The organism is Futiania mangrovi, from assembly GCF_024158125.1.
Lineage (GTDB): Bacteria > Pseudomonadota > Alphaproteobacteria > Futianiales > Futianiaceae > Futiania > Futiania mangrovi.
Genome location: NZ_JAMZFT010000003.1, coordinates 352,402 through 365,737, shown reverse-complemented (window position 1 = coordinate 365,737; position 13,336 = coordinate 352,402). Strand labels below are relative to the sequence as shown.

General features: G+C 67.9%; 12 protein-coding genes. 6 read left to right on the top strand and 6 right to left on the bottom strand.

Features of this window, described 5'->3' with window-relative positions; genetic code table 11:
* Window positions 1-26: 26 nt before the first annotated feature.
* Entirely contained in the window at window positions 27-1,556 is a 1,530-nt protein-coding gene (locus NJQ99_RS14490) for a UbiD family decarboxylase (RefSeq protein WP_269333585.1), read from the bottom strand.
* 160 nt (window positions 1,557-1,716) lie between these two features.
* Here NJQ99_RS14490 and NJQ99_RS14485 point away from each other — a divergent pair, with 160 nt between their 5' ends.
* Genes NJQ99_RS14485 through NJQ99_RS14475 form a run of 3 tightly spaced genes read left to right on the top strand, consistent with a single transcriptional unit; the run spans window position 1,717 to window position 5,003 of the window.
* Window positions 1,717-3,027, top strand: a complete 1,311-nt coding sequence (locus NJQ99_RS14485; RefSeq protein ID WP_269333584.1) for a pilus assembly protein TadG-related protein — start codon at window positions 1,717-1,719, stop codon at window positions 3,025-3,027.
* 46 nt (window positions 3,028-3,073) lie between these two features.
* On the top strand, window positions 3,074-4,387 hold the full coding sequence (locus tag NJQ99_RS14480) for a Tad domain-containing protein (protein ID WP_269333583.1): 1,314 nt from the start codon (window positions 3,074-3,076) through the stop codon (window positions 4,385-4,387).
* A 13-nt stretch (window positions 4,388-4,400) separates the two neighbouring features.
* Window positions 4,401-5,003: a hypothetical protein gene (locus tag NJQ99_RS14475; RefSeq protein WP_269333582.1), complete on the top strand. Its 603-nt coding sequence runs from the start codon at window positions 4,401-4,403 to the stop codon at window positions 5,001-5,003.
* Here the strand turns inward: NJQ99_RS14475 and NJQ99_RS14470 are convergent.
* The 3 genes from NJQ99_RS14470 to ubiA are packed head-to-tail and all read right to left on the bottom strand — an operon-like array spanning window position 4,976 to window position 7,544.
* Window positions 4,976-5,656 carry a class I SAM-dependent methyltransferase gene (locus tag NJQ99_RS14470; protein WP_269333581.1) on the bottom strand — a complete coding sequence of 227 codons (681 nt, stop codon included), beginning with the start codon at window positions 5,654-5,656 and terminating at the stop codon, window positions 4,976-4,978. The genes NJQ99_RS14475 and NJQ99_RS14470 overlap by 28 nt on opposite strands.
* A gap of 8 nt (window positions 5,657-5,664) precedes the next feature.
* Window positions 5,665-6,606, bottom strand: a complete 942-nt coding sequence (locus tag NJQ99_RS14465) for a fatty acid desaturase family protein (RefSeq protein ID WP_269333580.1) — start codon at window positions 6,604-6,606, stop codon at window positions 5,665-5,667.
* A gap of 32 nt (window positions 6,607-6,638) precedes the next feature.
* On the bottom strand, window positions 6,639-7,544 hold the full coding sequence (gene ubiA, locus NJQ99_RS14460) for a 4-hydroxybenzoate octaprenyltransferase (protein ID WP_269333579.1): 906 nt from the start codon (window positions 7,542-7,544) through the stop codon (window positions 6,639-6,641).
* A 337-nt stretch (window positions 7,545-7,881) separates the two neighbouring features.
* Between ubiA and NJQ99_RS14455 the strand changes: the two genes are divergently transcribed.
* Both NJQ99_RS14455 and NJQ99_RS14450 read left to right on the top strand, forming a co-directional pair.
* Window positions 7,882-8,637 (top strand): 16S rRNA (uracil(1498)-N(3))-methyltransferase, encoded by a 756-nt coding sequence (locus NJQ99_RS14455; RefSeq protein WP_269333578.1) that lies wholly within the window; start codon window positions 7,882-7,884, stop codon window positions 8,635-8,637.
* 132 nt (window positions 8,638-8,769) lie between these two features.
* Entirely contained in the window at window positions 8,770-10,134 is a 1,365-nt protein-coding gene (locus NJQ99_RS14450; RefSeq protein WP_269333577.1) for a glutamate--cysteine ligase, read from the top strand.
* An 86-nt stretch (window positions 10,135-10,220) separates the two neighbouring features.
* Here NJQ99_RS14450 and NJQ99_RS14445 read toward each other — a convergent pair whose 3' ends face one another.
* The gene (locus tag NJQ99_RS14445; protein WP_269333576.1) at window positions 10,221-10,463 is read right to left on the bottom strand and encodes an Lrp/AsnC family transcriptional regulator; all 243 of its coding nucleotides are present in this window, start codon (window positions 10,461-10,463) and stop codon (window positions 10,221-10,223) included.
* Window positions 10,464-10,721: 258 nt separating this feature from the next.
* Window positions 10,722-12,113, bottom strand: coding sequence for a metalloprotease TldD (tldD, locus tag NJQ99_RS14440; RefSeq protein ID WP_269333657.1), 1,392 nt, complete (start codon window positions 12,111-12,113; stop codon window positions 10,722-10,724).
* Window positions 12,114-12,459: 346 nt separating this feature from the next.
* On the opposite strand from tldD, the gene coxB reads away from it, so the two are divergent.
* Entirely contained in the window at window positions 12,460-13,326 is an 867-nt protein-coding gene (gene coxB / locus NJQ99_RS14435) for a cytochrome c oxidase subunit II (RefSeq protein WP_269333575.1), read from the top strand.
* Window positions 13,327-13,336 lie beyond the last annotated feature (10 nt).

Genomic DNA, 13,336 nt, shown 5'->3' with positions numbered 1-13,336 from the left:
GCAACCGAAGGGAGAGCCCTCGCCTGTCATTTTCGCCAGATCGACTTGCCCGATCCGGGCAGGCCGAGACGGTCCCACATGGCGTCGACCTTTTCGACCACGGCCTCGTCCATGGCGAGTTTCTTGCCCCACTCCCGATGCGTCTCGGGCGGCAACTTGTTGGTGGCGTCGAGACCGATCTTGCCGCCGAGCCCCGACTCCGGCGAGGCGAAGTCGAGATAGTCGATGGGCGTGCCCTCCACGACCGTGATGTCGCGCGCGGGGTCCATGCGGGTCGAGAGTGCCCACATCACGTCCTTCCAGTCGCGCGCGTCGATGTCGTCGTCCACCACGATGACGAATTTCGTGTACATGAATTGCCGCAGGAAGGACCACACGGCCATCATCACGCGCTTGGCGTGACCGGGATAGGCCTTCTTCATGGAGACGACGGCGATCCGGTAGGAGCAGCCCTCCGGCGGCAGCCAGAAATCAACGATCTCCGGGAACTGCTGGCGCAGCAGGGGGATGAACACCTCGTTCAGCGCCTCGCCCAGCACCGACGGCTCGTCCGGCGGACGGCCGGTGAAGGTCGAGAGATAGATCGGGGCCTTCCGCATCGTGATCGCCGAGACGCGGAAGACCGGGAACGGCTCCACGGAATTGTAGTAGCCCGTGTGGTCGCCATAGGGTCCCTCGTCGCCATACTCGTCGAGCATGACGTGCCCCTCGATCACGATCTCGGCCTCCGCCGGGACCTTCAGCGGCACGGTCTTGCAGTCGACAAGCTCCACCTTGCGGCCGCGCAGGAGCCCTGCGAACTGGTACTCGCTCAGCGTGTCCGGCACGGGCGTCACGGCGGCGAGAATGGTGCCCGGATCGGCGCCCAGAACCGCGGCGGCGGGCAGCGGTTCGGGCCGTTCCTTCTTCCAGCGCTGCCAGTGCTGCGCCCCGCCGCGGTGCTTAAGCCAGCGCATCAGCGTCGTGTCGCGGCCTGTCACCTGCATCCGGTAGATGCCGAGGTTGAAGTCGTCCTCCTTCGCCTCCGACGGCCCCTTCGTGACCACGAGCGGCCAGGTGATGAGGGGTGCGGGCTCCCCCGGCCAGCAGCCCTGCACCGGAAGGCGCGACAGGTCGATGTCGTCGCCGGTCAGCACGACTTCGTGCACGGGCGCGCGGCGCACGGTCGCGGGCCGCATCGCCATGACGGTGCGGGCGAGCGGCAGCAGATCGAGCGCCTGGCGTAGGCCGCGCGGCGGTTCCGGCTGGCGCAGGAAGGCCAGCGTCTCGCCCACCTCGCGCAGCGCCTCGCCGGTGCGCCGCTCGGTCCCGCCCATGGTGACGCCGAGGGCGACCCGCTCCACCGTGCCGAAGAGATTGACCAGCACCGGCATCTCCGCGCGGGATCCGTCGGGGTTCAGCGGATGCTCGAACAGGACCGCAGGCCCGCCCTCCGCGAGCAGCCGGGTCTGGATCTCCGTCATTTCCAAGTGGGTCGAGACGGGCTCCGTCACGCGGACGAGCAGCCCCTGGTCCTCGAGGATCCTCAGGAACTCCCGCAAGCTCGCATAGGCCATGACGCTTTCCCCCGTTCGGCGCCCCGCGAAGGTAAGCGCCCCCGCCCGCCGGTCAAGCCGCCGTTCGCCCGCACGGCAATCATTCCTGGAGACGTTAACGGGTTCTTAGGCGGCGATGATGTTTCTGAGATGCGGTGAGTTGTGTGAGGCGAGTTCAATCATGCCCAATGTCGGTGCGTTCCTTCAGGATCGCGGTGCCGCAGTTGCGGTGATCTTTGCGCTTTCGCTCGTGCCCGTGGCGGGCGTGGCAGGCATTGCGCTGGATTACGCGACGGCGCGGTCGGCCCAGCGCCATCTCCAGGCCGCCGTCGATGCCGCAGCCCTTGCCGGCGCGGCCCGCCTCGGCGCACCGGCCGGCCAGGTCAAGAAGACGGCCGAAGACTCCTTCTCCACGAACATGTCGGCCTTTCCCTATGCCGGCGAGATCAAGACGCCCAAGGTCGAGGTGAGATCCGATCGCGTCGAGGTCTCTGCCGCGGTCGACGTTCCGACGAGCCTGTCGGGCATCCTCGGCATCTCGCAGATGAACGTCGCCGCCGATGCGATCGCGTCCACGGTCTCCGGCCAGCCACTGGAGATCGTGTTCGTCGTCGACGTTACCCAGTCCATGGGCTGGAACGGCTCGTTCGACACCGCGCGAACCGAAATCGGCAACATGCTCGACGGCCTGCAGGCCCGCATGGCCGGCGGGGACGACATCGTCATGTCCTTCATCCCCATGTCGGACCGGATCAATGTCGGCACGGCGCGGGGGGCTGCCTGGCTTAGCGCCCCGGCCCCCGGCAACTGGCAAGGCTGCGTCGAGCCGCGTGTCGAGGCGGAGACGGGGTATCCCTTCATGGAATCCGCGCGCGCGCCGTCCGAACTGGGCTTTGTTCCCACGCCGGGACAGTTCAGCATCCTGCGTGCCGCGGGCATCCCGCAGGAAATGCATACGCGCGGGTGCAAGACGGCGATCATTGGTCCGACCACCAGCATAAACGACCTGCGCACGGCCATGAACAGCATCCAGAAGGATGGCACCGGCCGGATCGACCAGGGCATCGTCTGGGCGTGGCGGATGCTGTCGCCCGCATGGCGGGGGGAGTGGGGGCGCTCCGGATATCCCGCCAACACCGGCGAGCGGCGCAAGATCGCCGTGCTGATCGGCGACGGACATTCCCACGGTTACTACTATGAAATGGGCGGAACGAACGGCAATCCGCCCGCCGGCGAACCCTATCTTGGCAATGTCCCCACCTTTCTTGCGCTGGAGCACATGCAGGAACTCTGCAGCCGCATGAAGGCCGACGGGATCGAGATCTTCGTTCTCTACCTGAACGGGACCGAGCGGGCGCGTCCCTACATGCAGGCCTGCGCCAGCGATCCGAACGCAATGTATTCGGTGAGCGATACCAGCGGGTTGGAGCAGGCATTCCAAGATATCGGGAGCTCGCTTGTCGCGCAGGGGGGGCCCCGCCTCGTCCGTTAACCGGAGGCTGCGGGTCCGCCGCACTTCCCATCCGTGGAGTTGAGACATGAAATCGGTCCGCAGCTTTCTTTCGGATAGCAATGCCGCAGTCGCCTTGCTGTTCGGTGTGGCCCTGCTGCCCGTGATGGGGCTTGCGGGGGTTGCCGTGGACTATGCCACCGCGCGCGACGTGCAGCGCTATCTCCAGGCGACGGTCGACAGCGCGGCACTGGCCGGCGCAGCCGCGATCAAGGAGCCGGAGGGGCAGATCAAGAAGATCGTGAAGGACAGCTTCGGCACCAATGTCGCGGGCATCCCCTTCGAACTGACGCCATCAAACCCGAAAATCGTGCCGACAGGGAGCCAGGTCGAGGTCGAGGCGAGCGTGGCCGTGCCGACGACGCTCAGCAAGCTGCTCGGCATCAACGAAATGTCGGTTTCGGCGCGTGCCGTCGCGGGCAACGCCGGCGTCGACCCGGTCGAGATCGTCTTCGTCATCGACATCACCGAATCCATGGGCTTCAACGGTGCCTGGGAAAAGGCCCGCACCGAAATGGACAAGATGCTCGACGAGATCAAGAAGGCTGCGGAGGATGGTGACGACGTCATCATGGGCCTCGTGCCTTTCTCCGACCGCGTGAACGTCGGCGTGGCACGGGCCGAGAACTGGATTACGGGAAAGGCTCCCAAGGATTTTCAGGGATGTCTGGAGCCGCGCGTGGAATCGGAAATCGATTTTCCGCACATGGAGAGCGCGGCTTCTCCCTCGGACATCGTATTTACGCCGACGACCCCGAAGAATTTCGGTATCTTCAGAACCGTGCGCGGATGGAATTGGGCAACCGCAGGCTGCCTCGACAGCCCGATCGTCGGTCCCACCACCGATGTCAAGGACCTGCGAACCGCTTTCCAGAAGATCAAGAAGGGCGGGACGGGGCGCGCCGAACAAGGGCTTCTTTGGGCCTGGCGGATGCTGTCGCCGGACTGGGCAGGCCAATGGGGCATGGCCAATTTCCCGGCGGCCAAGGGCGAGAAGCGCAAGGTCGTGGGGCTGATCGTCGATGGCCGAAGCGAGGGCTATTATTGGGAAATGGGCGGGAGCAAAGGAAATCCGCCCGCGGGAGAGAAGTACGTCAACAACTCCCCAACCGCCTATGCAATGAAGCACTTTCAGGAAATCTGCAAGCGCATGAAGGGCGATGGGGTCGAGATCCATGTTTTCTATGTCAACGGGGAGGCGCGCGGCAAAGATTACTACAAGGCCTGTGCGAGCGACGAGAACACGATGTATTCCGCGGACAACATGCAGTCGCTGACCGACGCCTTCTCCAGCATGAAGCTGTCGTTGAGCGGCGGTTCCGGACCGCGTCTGGTCGAGTAGTCTTCAATGCACGATGGCTGATTCCGGCGCTGCATCCTTGTCTGCGAACCTCGGCCCGCTGCCTTCGGGTGTGCGGGTCGAGCGCGTTGCGGAGGACGGGTCCATACGTCTCGCCATCGGGCTTTCGGGGCGGCGCGCGGGCGGCGTGATCGGGCTTGCCGCGGCGCTGCCGCTGGCGGTGCTCGGCTCCGGCCTGTGGCTCGCGCCCGATCTCTGGCGGCCCGTGCTGACGCTCTCGCTGATCCTGGCCGCGCTGGTGGCTGTGCTTGGCCTGGTGCTGCGCCTGAGCGGGCGGCGCGGGCTCCTGCTGACGGCCGATGGGGTGTGCCTCGACCAGCCGGTTGCACGGGTGGGTGCGCGTGCGGCGTCCATCCTGCCGGTTGCGCGGAAAGGTTTCCTGCCGCCGGTCGCGGAACTTTCGCGTGCCGAGGTGCGCCGCGTGCGCCGGGCAGCGGTGCCGGGCGCGCCTGGCGAGGCGCTGATGATCGAGGGGGAGGGGGCCGCGATCTACGTGCCCTCCGGGCTTGCCGGTCCGCGCCAGCTCGGCTGGGCTGAGCGCTTCCTCAAGGCCGAGCTTCTGCCCGGCGGTCAGGCGGATGCGGGGGCAAGCCGGTAGACGCGGGCGTTGCGAACGTCGGTGTCCTCCAGTTCGCGCGAGGTTTGCACCGCATAGGCCGCCACCTCCGCCAGGTGCGCGCGCGGCAGGTAGGTCCGGCCCGGATCGCCCACCAGCACGTCCGCGCCGCGGTGCGCAAGGTCCGTCAGCCACGCGAGCAGGCGGTCGGCGAGCGGCTTCTCGTAGCAGACGTCGCCGCACAGCACCACGTCCCAGCCGCCGTCCGTGCCGATCAGGTCTTGCGTCGTCACGGCGATCTCCACGCCGTTCAGGCGCGCATTGAGGCGCATGGCGGCCGCCGCGAAGGGGTCGATGTCGGCGGCTGTCGCCTCGCCCGCGCCGGCCATCATCGCTGCGATGGCGACGAGGCCGGAGCCCGCGCCGAAGTCGAGCACGCGCTTGCCCCTGACCGTCTCCGGCTCATCGAGGATGTGACGCGCGAGCCCCTGTCCCCCCGCCCAGGCGAAGGCCCAGTAGGGCGGCGGCAGACCGGTCTCTTCAAGCTCGGCTTCCGTCATCTGCCAGAGGGCGATGACCTCGCTCGCCAGGTGCAGCCGAACCTCCGGGATGAGCGGCGGCGTCAGGATCTGCGTCTGGGTGCGGACGAAGGTTTCGGGATCGCGTGCGGCGGAGGCGAGCGGGGCGGGCTCCATCGCCGTCCTCAGGCGGGGGCGGTGGCGCGCGACGTCGCCATGCGCAAGACCGCGAGATAGCCCGGCTTCGTCTCCATCCTTGCATGCATGCCCGCCTCGCCCAGCGCCTTGTGCAGCCTCGGAAGCTGCCAGCACGGCACGTACATGTAGAGGTGGTGGTCCACGTGATAGTTCACCCAATAGGGCGCGAAGAACACGCGCTCCAGCAGGTTCGCGTGGGTCGTGCGGGCGTTGCGGAAGGGGTCGTCGTCGTCCGGCACCATGGCATGTTCGGCGATGTTCCGGATACGCAGCACGAACTGGTACCAGGTCGCAAGCGGCACGATCCAGAAGGCGAGATAGACCCACCAGTAACCGCTGAGCGCGAGGGCGGCGAACAGCCCCGCGTTGACGGCGAGCGGTCCCCACAGCGACGGCGTGCCGAACGCCTGAACCGCGCCGGTTGTCTCGTCGGCGTTCTTCTGCGCGTCGAGCGTCATGCGCACCTGCGCGGCGCGCTGCTTGAAGGCGGTCTGTCCGGTCAGGTCGCGGACCGCCTTGCGCCAGAAGCTGGTCCGCGTCACGGGGAAGGGCTTCGACAGCACGAGGTCGGGGTCTTCTGGCTGCTGCGTGTAGCGGTGGTGCTTCAGATGGTAATGGCGGTAGGCGGCCATGTCCGCGAACACGGGGTAGGCGCAGGCCCAGGTCCCCACCGTCTCGTTCAGCGCCTTGGTCCGGAACAGCGCGCCGTGGGCCGCGTCGTGCATCAGGATGGCGAGCCCCATCTGGCGCGAGCCGATCACCATGATGGCGAGCACGACAGTCACCGGATTCGGCCAGATCGCCGCGACCGCCGCCGCGCCCGCGATCACAGCCCAGGCGTGAAGGACGAGCCAGGCCCCGCGCGCGTCAGAGCGTTCGGAAAGCGCCCGCACCAGCGGTTTCGGCAGGATGTCGCGGCCCGTTGTCATGCCCTCTAAGGTGACGCTTGCGTCAACCCATTTCAAGCGATCAGAAGCGCCGCCGCGATCAGCAGGCCCGCATCGCGGTTCGCGCGGAAGCGGGCGAGGCAATTGTCGCCGTCGTCGATGTCGAGCGTGCGCTGCTGCCACGTGAAATGCGCGGCCGCGGGCGCGAGCAGCAACGGCGTCCAGGCCGCGCCCGCGCTTGCGATCATGGCCGCCGCCACGAGGGCCAGGGTAGCGGCGTAAAACACCGCGATGGCCGCGGGCGTCGCGTTGCCGAGTTTCAGCGCGGAGGACTTCACGCCGACGAGCACGTCGTCCTCCTTGTCCTGGTGGGCGTAGATCGTGTCGTAGCCGAGCGTCCAGAAGATCCCCGCCACGTAGAGCAGGACCGCCGGCGCCTCCAGCGCGCGCGTCACCGCGACCCAGCCCACCAGCGCCCCCCAGTTGAACGCGAGGCCGAGGAAAATCTGCGGCCAGTAGGTCACGCGCTTCATGAACGGATAGATCGCGACGAGGCCCAGCGACGCGATTCCCGTCCACACTGCCGCCCAGTTGAGCTGCAGCAGGACCGCGAGGCCGATCAGGCACAAGCCCGCCATGAACGCCGCCGCGCCCGTCACGCTCACGTCGCCCGACGGGATCGGGCGCTTGGCCGTGCGCGCGACGCGCCCGTCGATGTTGCGGTCGACGATGTCGTTGAAGACGCAGCCCGCCGCCCGCATCACCACGCTGCCCACGGCGAACAGGATGTAGAGACCGGGCCGCTCCCACGGCATCGCGCCCGCCAGCGCCAGGCCCCACCAGCACGGCAGCAGCAGCAGCCAGGTGCCGATGGGACGCTCGATCCGGGCGAGACGCAGCCATGGCCGCGACCACGCGGGCGCGCGATGGTCGACCCAGTTGCCCTTCACGGCGTCGGCGATGTGCGTGCGGTCTGTCATGGCCCGCGAGGGGTAGCACGTCGCGGGCGTCTTGTGGATTCCCTCGCGCGGGCGATTCTGGCCGCTACGGGTCGCCCTCGGGCCTGTCCCGAGGGCCCATGCCCGGGGTCTGTGCAACAGGGGCAGGGCGGTGGCCGCCGCTTCGCTTTGGCACGCAGACGGCAGTGTTCATGGATCCCCGGGGCAAGCCCCGGGGATGACGGTTTCTCATGGGGCGTCGTCCCCGGCCCCCGTGCCGGGGACCCATGCGCGGGGCGGTGGCGGGTTTGTCGAAGGCCCTGCAAACACGCCCTCTCCCCCCTCGCGCGGCGGGGAGGGAGCGCGCTATAAGCACCCCATGAGCACTCCCACGACGCCCCGCGCGAAGATCCGCCTGTACGTGCCCGCGCCCTATGCGCCGGGTGCAGAGGTGCCGCTCGCGCCCGAGCAGGCGCATTATCTCGCCAATGTGATGCGGCAGAAGCCGGGCGACACGGTCGGCGTGTTCAACGGAGCGGACGGCGAGTGGTCGGCGGAGATCGCCACCCTCACCCGGAAGGGCGGTACGGTGCGCCTCCTCGCGCAGACGGGGCCCCACCGCGCGCCGCCCGACGTGTGGCTGCTGTTCGCGCCGCTGAAGAAGGCGCGCACGGACTTCGTCGCACAGAAGGCGACGGAGATGGGCGCGGGGCTCATCCAGCCCGTGATGACGAAGCGCACCATCGCCGACCGGCTGAAGCTCGACCGGCTCGCCGCCAACACGGTCGAGGCGGCGGAGCAATGCGGCCTCACGGCTCTGCCGCAGGTGCGGGAGCCGGAAACGCTCGACCGCCTGCTGGACGGCTGGGATGCCTCCCGCAAGCTCCTGTTCTGCGACGAGGCGGGGCAGGGGGCCGCGCCCATCCTCACGGCACTTGCGGGCCGCCCGCGCGGGGAGCCGTGGGCCATCCTGATCGGGCCGGAGGGCGGCTTCGACCCGGCGGAGGCGGCGCGGCTGCGCGCCCTGCCCTTCGTCGTGCCCGTGACGCTCGGCCCCCGGATCATGCGGGCCGACACGGCGGCCATCGCCGCGCTGGGCGTCTGGCAGGCGGTTCTCGGCGACTGGGAGGGCTGAGCGCGCGCCGTCGCACGGCTGTCATGTCGCCGCAGGAAACAGTCACTGGGCAGCTTTGCCGGATTTGTGACTTGCCGGATGAGGTCGAGCCCCGATATTCCGCCAACGGAAACGCTTTCGCGCGAGGGATACATGTCGGGACCACAATCGGCGGCCGGGGAAATCGGCGACAAGACCGATCTCATTGCCTATCTGGCCGCGGGCGCCAAGCCGCGCGCCGACTGGCGCATCGGGACCGAGCACGAGAAGTTCGGCTTCTGCCGGGAGCGGCTGACCCCGCTGCCCTATGAGGGCGATTGCTCCGTGCGCGCCATGCTGGAGGGGCTGACCCGCTTCGGCTGGCAGCCGGTCTACGAGGGCGAGACGCTGATCGCGCTGACCGACGGCACGGGCGCGTCCGTCACGCTGGAGCCAGGCGGCCAGTTCGAGCTGTCGGGCGCACCGCTCGAACATCTCCACCAGACATGCGCGGAGGTGAACACCCACCTCGCCCAGGTGCGCGAGGTCGGCGACGAGATCGGCGTGGGCTTCCTCGGCATGGGCTACCAGCCGACATGGACCATGGACGAGACGCCCATGATGCCCAAGGGCCGCTACCGCATCATGAAGCGGTACATGCCCACGGTCGGCCAGTACGGCCTCGACATGATGTTCCGCACCTGCACCGTGCAGGTGAACTTGGATTTCGCGGACGAGGCCGACATGGTGCGCAAGATGCGCGCCTCGATCGCGCTGCAGCCGCTGGCGACGGCTCTCTTCGCCAATTCGCCGTTCCGCGAGGGCAAGCCCAACGGCTTCAAGTCCTTCCGGTCGGAGTGCTGGCGCGACACCGACCCCGCGCGCTCCGGCATGATCCCCTTCGTGTTCGAGGAGGGTTTCGGGTTCGAACGCTATGTGGACTATGTCCTCGACGTGCCGATGTACTTCGTCTACCGCGACGGCAAGTACATCGACGCGGCGGGCCAGTCGTTCCGCGCCTTCCTCGACGGGAAACTCCCCGCCCTGCCGGGCGAGCGGCCGACCATGTCGGACTGGGCCGATCACCTGACGACCGTGTTCCCTGAGGTGCGGCTCAAGCGCTACATCGAGATGCGCGGGGCGGACGGCGGGCCGTGGCGCAGGCTTTGCGCGCTCCCGGCGTTCTGGGTGGGGCTGCTCTACGACGACGCGGCCCTCGACGCCGCCCTCGACCTGACGAAGGACTGGACGGCAGAGGACCGGCAATCCTTGCGCGACCAGGTGCCTGCGAAGGCGCTGGAGGCGAGCGTGCGCGGTCGTTCCCTGCGCGATGTCGCGGCGGACGCGCTGGCCATCGCGCACGGTGGCCTGAAGGCGCGCGCGAAGCTCTCCGCCTTCGGGGAGAACGAGACGCACTTCCTCAACACGCTCCACGAGATGGTTGAGGAGGGGCGCACGCTCGCCGACGAGATGCTGGAGAAGTACCATGGAGAATGGGGCGGCGACGCCTCGCGCGCGTTCCGCGAATACGCCTACTGAGGCGGGGCGGCGGCAACCGCCTCCATCGGGACAAGATCGCCCCGCGCATGGGCCCTCGGGACGAGCCCGAGGGCGACCCTGAAAGTTCAGGCGAAGGCCTTGAAGGTGATGATGGTGAAGGTGTCCCGCACACCCGGAATCGGATGCACCTTCTCGTTCACGAAGCGGCCGATATCCTCGTCCGCGCCGAGGTAGAACTTGGCCAGAAGGTCATAATGGCCGGACGTGGAATAGACCTCGCTGGTCTGCTCCACCTCCTGGACGAGCTGGTCGGCGACGGCATAGGCCCGCCCCAGCTCGCACTTGATCTGAACGAATACCGGTTTCATGGGGCGAGAGCGTTGCGCGCGAGAGGCGCGCCCGTCAAGCGCCTGTTGCCCGTCGTCCCCGGCCCCCGTGCCGGGGACCCATGCGCGGGCATGCATGCCTTGATGGAGGCGGTTGCCACCGCTTCCCTTCTGCACGCGTCCGTCAATGTTCATGGATCCCCGGGACAAGCCCGGGGATGACGGTCTTTTGGCTGTGTCGTCCCCGGCCTTTGTGCCGGGGACCCATGCGCGGAGCCTTGGCGTGATGCGGGGCGGTGTCTACGCCGCTTCCGCCGTGCCGCCGACGGTCATGCCGTCGAGCTTGATGGTCGGCTGGCCGACGCCGACGGGCACGCCCTGACCCGCCTTGCCGCAAGTCCCGATGCCGGGGTCGAGCGCCATGTCGTTGCCGATCATCGAGATGTGCTTGAGGCTTTCCGGGCCGGAGCCGATCAGCGTCGCACCCTTCACCGGCGCGGTGATCTTCCCTTCCTCAACCATGTACGCCTCGGTGCAGGAGAAGACGAACTTGCCAGACGTGATGTCGACCTGCCCGCCGCCGAAATTGACCGCGTAGAGGCCCTTCTTCACGCTCGCCAGGATCTCCGCCGGGTCATGCTGGCCGCCCAGCATGTAGGTGTTTGTCATGCGCGGCATCGGCATGTGCGCGAAGGATTCGCGCCGTCCGTTGCCGGTGGGCGTCATGCCCATGAGGCGGGCGTTGAGCCGGTCCTGCATGTAGCCGCGCAGGATGCCGTCCTCGATCAGCACGGTGCGCGACGACGGCGTGCCCTCGTCGTCCACCGTCAGGGAGCCGCGGCGGCCGGGAATCGTCCCGTCGTCCACGACGGTGACGCCGGGGGCGGCTACCCGCTCGCCCATCAGTCCGGCGAAGGCCGATGTCTGCTTCCGGTTGAAGTCGCCCTCGAGGCCGTGCCCCACCGCCTCGTGCAGCAGGATGCCGGGCCAGCCGGGGCCGAGAACCACGGTCATCTCGCCCGCGGGCGCAGGCACGGCTTCGAGGTTCACCAGCGCCTGCCGGATCGCCTCGTCGACCGCGCCGCGCCACGTTTCCTCCTTCAGGAACTCCCCGAAGCCCGTGCGCCCGCCGGTCCCGTAGCTGCCGGTTTCCTGCCGGTCGCCCTCGCCGACCATGACGGAGACGTTGAGGCGGACGAGCGGCCGGATGTCGCGCACGATCTGCCCGCCGGCGCGCACGATCTCGACCGCCTGCCAGGTGCCCGCGAGCGAGGCGGAGACCTGCCGCACCCGCGAATCGGCCCCGCGGGCGTAGGCGTCGATCTGCTGCAGGACCTTCAGCTTCTGCGCGAAGTCATGCTCGCCCAGCGGATTGAAGTCCTCGTAGAGGCGCAAATTGGTGCCTGTCGGCCCGTCGGCGACCTTGCCGGCATGGCCCGACTTGACGGCCTGCACGGCCTCCGCGGCGCGGCCGATGGCGGCTTCCGACAGCTCGGACGCGTGGGCATAGCCCGTCGCCTCGTCCGCGACCGCGCGCAGCCCGAAGCCCTGGCCCACGTCGAAGTTCGCGGTCTTCAGGCGCCCGTCGTCGAAGCCCAGCACCTCGGACTGGGTGTATTCGAGGAACAGTTCGCCGTCGTCGGCACCCTTCAGCGCCTCGTCGACCGTCCGCTGCACGCGGGCGCGGTCCATCCCCGTACGCTCGAAGAACAGGTGATCGGGGGTGTGGGTCATGTCGCGCGCGCCTCCGTCGTTGTGTCGCATCGTCAAACTTATCCTCGTTGGGCATATTGTGCGTTAAAAGGCGCTTGTCACGGTCTGGTTCGCCATGACCGGAAGGCATTGCGACAGTGTGTCCGAAACAGGGGCGGCGGGCGTGTGGCGCTTGCGGGCGTTCGCCATTTGTGGTTTCTGATCAGGCGCGGGCTATTATACCGCGGCGATATGTAAATAAGGGGCGTCTCCGGCGCGGCCGGCGGCAGGATTGAATGGCGGGTCTTGCGGGGCCCGCGACTCAGGGACGACAAGGACGGGTCTGATGGATCGGTTTGGTAGGCGACTTTTCGCGGGGTTCCTTGCGGGCGCGTCGGCGCTGGCGGCGGGGGCCGCCTCCGCGGCAGAGCCGAAGGACTGGCAGCTCGGGTTTCAGGACGCCGCGACGCCGGTGATGGAGCACATCGACGCCCTGCACAACCTCCTTCTGCCGATCATCACGGTGGTGTGCATCCTCGTCCTGGGGCTGCTGATCTACGTGATGGTGCGCTTCAACAGCCGCGCCAACCCGACGCCGTCGCGGACCAGCCACAACACGGCGATCGAGGTGATCTGGACGGTCGTGCCGATCCTGATCCTCGTCGTGATCGCGGTTCCGTCGCTGCGGCTGCTCTATTTCCAGGACGTCATTCCGGAGCCGGAACTGACGATCAAGACCACGGGCTACCAGTGGTACTGGGGGTATGAGTATCCGGACAACGGCGGCTTCGACTTCCTGTCGATCATGCTGACGGACGACGAGGCGGTGGAAAAGGGTCTGCCGCGCAAGCTCGCGACCGACACGCAGGTCGTCGTTCCGGTCGACACGGTCGTGAAGCTGCAGGTGACGGCCGCCGACGTGATTCACAACTGGGCGATGCCGGCGTTCGGGATCAAGATGGACGCGGTTCCCGGCCGCCTGAACGAGACCTGGTTCAAGGCGCAGCGCGAAGGCACCTTCTACGGCCAGTGCTCGGAGCTGTGCGGCGTGAATCACGCCTTCATGCCGATCATGGTGAAGGTCGTCTCGAAGGAGAACTTCGAGAAGTGGGCCGCCGCCGCGCAGGACGATCTGGAGGCGGCGAACAAGCTCCTGGCGGAGCTTGAGGCTGCCCAGCCGCAGAAGGTTGCGGCTGCAGGGAAGGCAGACTGACGCGCGGGAC

Excerpts from the sequence above, each read along its gene's own strand:
- NJQ99_RS14470 (WP_269333581.1), bottom strand. The coding sequence starts at position 5,656 with ATGGAGCCCGCCCCGCTCGCCTCCGCCGCACGCGATCCCGAAACCTTC.
- ubiA (WP_269333579.1), bottom strand. The coding sequence starts at position 7,544 with ATGACAGACCGCACGCACATCGCCGACGCCGTGAAGGGCAACTGGGTC.
- NJQ99_RS14485 (WP_269333584.1), top strand. The coding sequence starts at position 1,717 with ATGCCCAATGTCGGTGCGTTCCTTCAGGATCGCGGTGCCGCAGTTGCG.
- coxB (WP_269333575.1), top strand. The coding sequence starts at position 12,460 with ATGGATCGGTTTGGTAGGCGACTTTTCGCGGGGTTCCTTGCGGGCGCG.
- NJQ99_RS14445 (WP_269333576.1), bottom strand. The coding sequence starts at position 10,463 with ATGAAACCGGTATTCGTTCAGATCAAGTGCGAGCTGGGGCGGGCCTAT.
- NJQ99_RS14465 (WP_269333580.1), bottom strand. The coding sequence starts at position 6,606 with ATGACAACGGGCCGCGACATCCTGCCGAAACCGCTGGTGCGGGCGCTT.
- NJQ99_RS14490 (WP_269333585.1), bottom strand. The coding sequence starts at position 1,556 with ATGGCCTATGCGAGCTTGCGGGAGTTCCTGAGGATCCTCGAGGACCAG.
- NJQ99_RS14450 (WP_269333577.1), top strand. The coding sequence starts at position 8,770 with ATGTCGGGACCACAATCGGCGGCCGGGGAAATCGGCGACAAGACCGAT.
- NJQ99_RS14480 (WP_269333583.1), top strand. The coding sequence starts at position 3,074 with ATGAAATCGGTCCGCAGCTTTCTTTCGGATAGCAATGCCGCAGTCGCC.
- NJQ99_RS14455 (WP_269333578.1), top strand. The coding sequence starts at position 7,882 with ATGAGCACTCCCACGACGCCCCGCGCGAAGATCCGCCTGTACGTGCCC.
- tldD (WP_269333657.1), bottom strand. The coding sequence starts at position 12,113 with ATGGACCGCGCCCGCGTGCAGCGGACGGTCGACGAGGCGCTGAAGGGT.
- NJQ99_RS14475 (WP_269333582.1), top strand. The coding sequence starts at position 4,401 with ATGGCTGATTCCGGCGCTGCATCCTTGTCTGCGAACCTCGGCCCGCTG.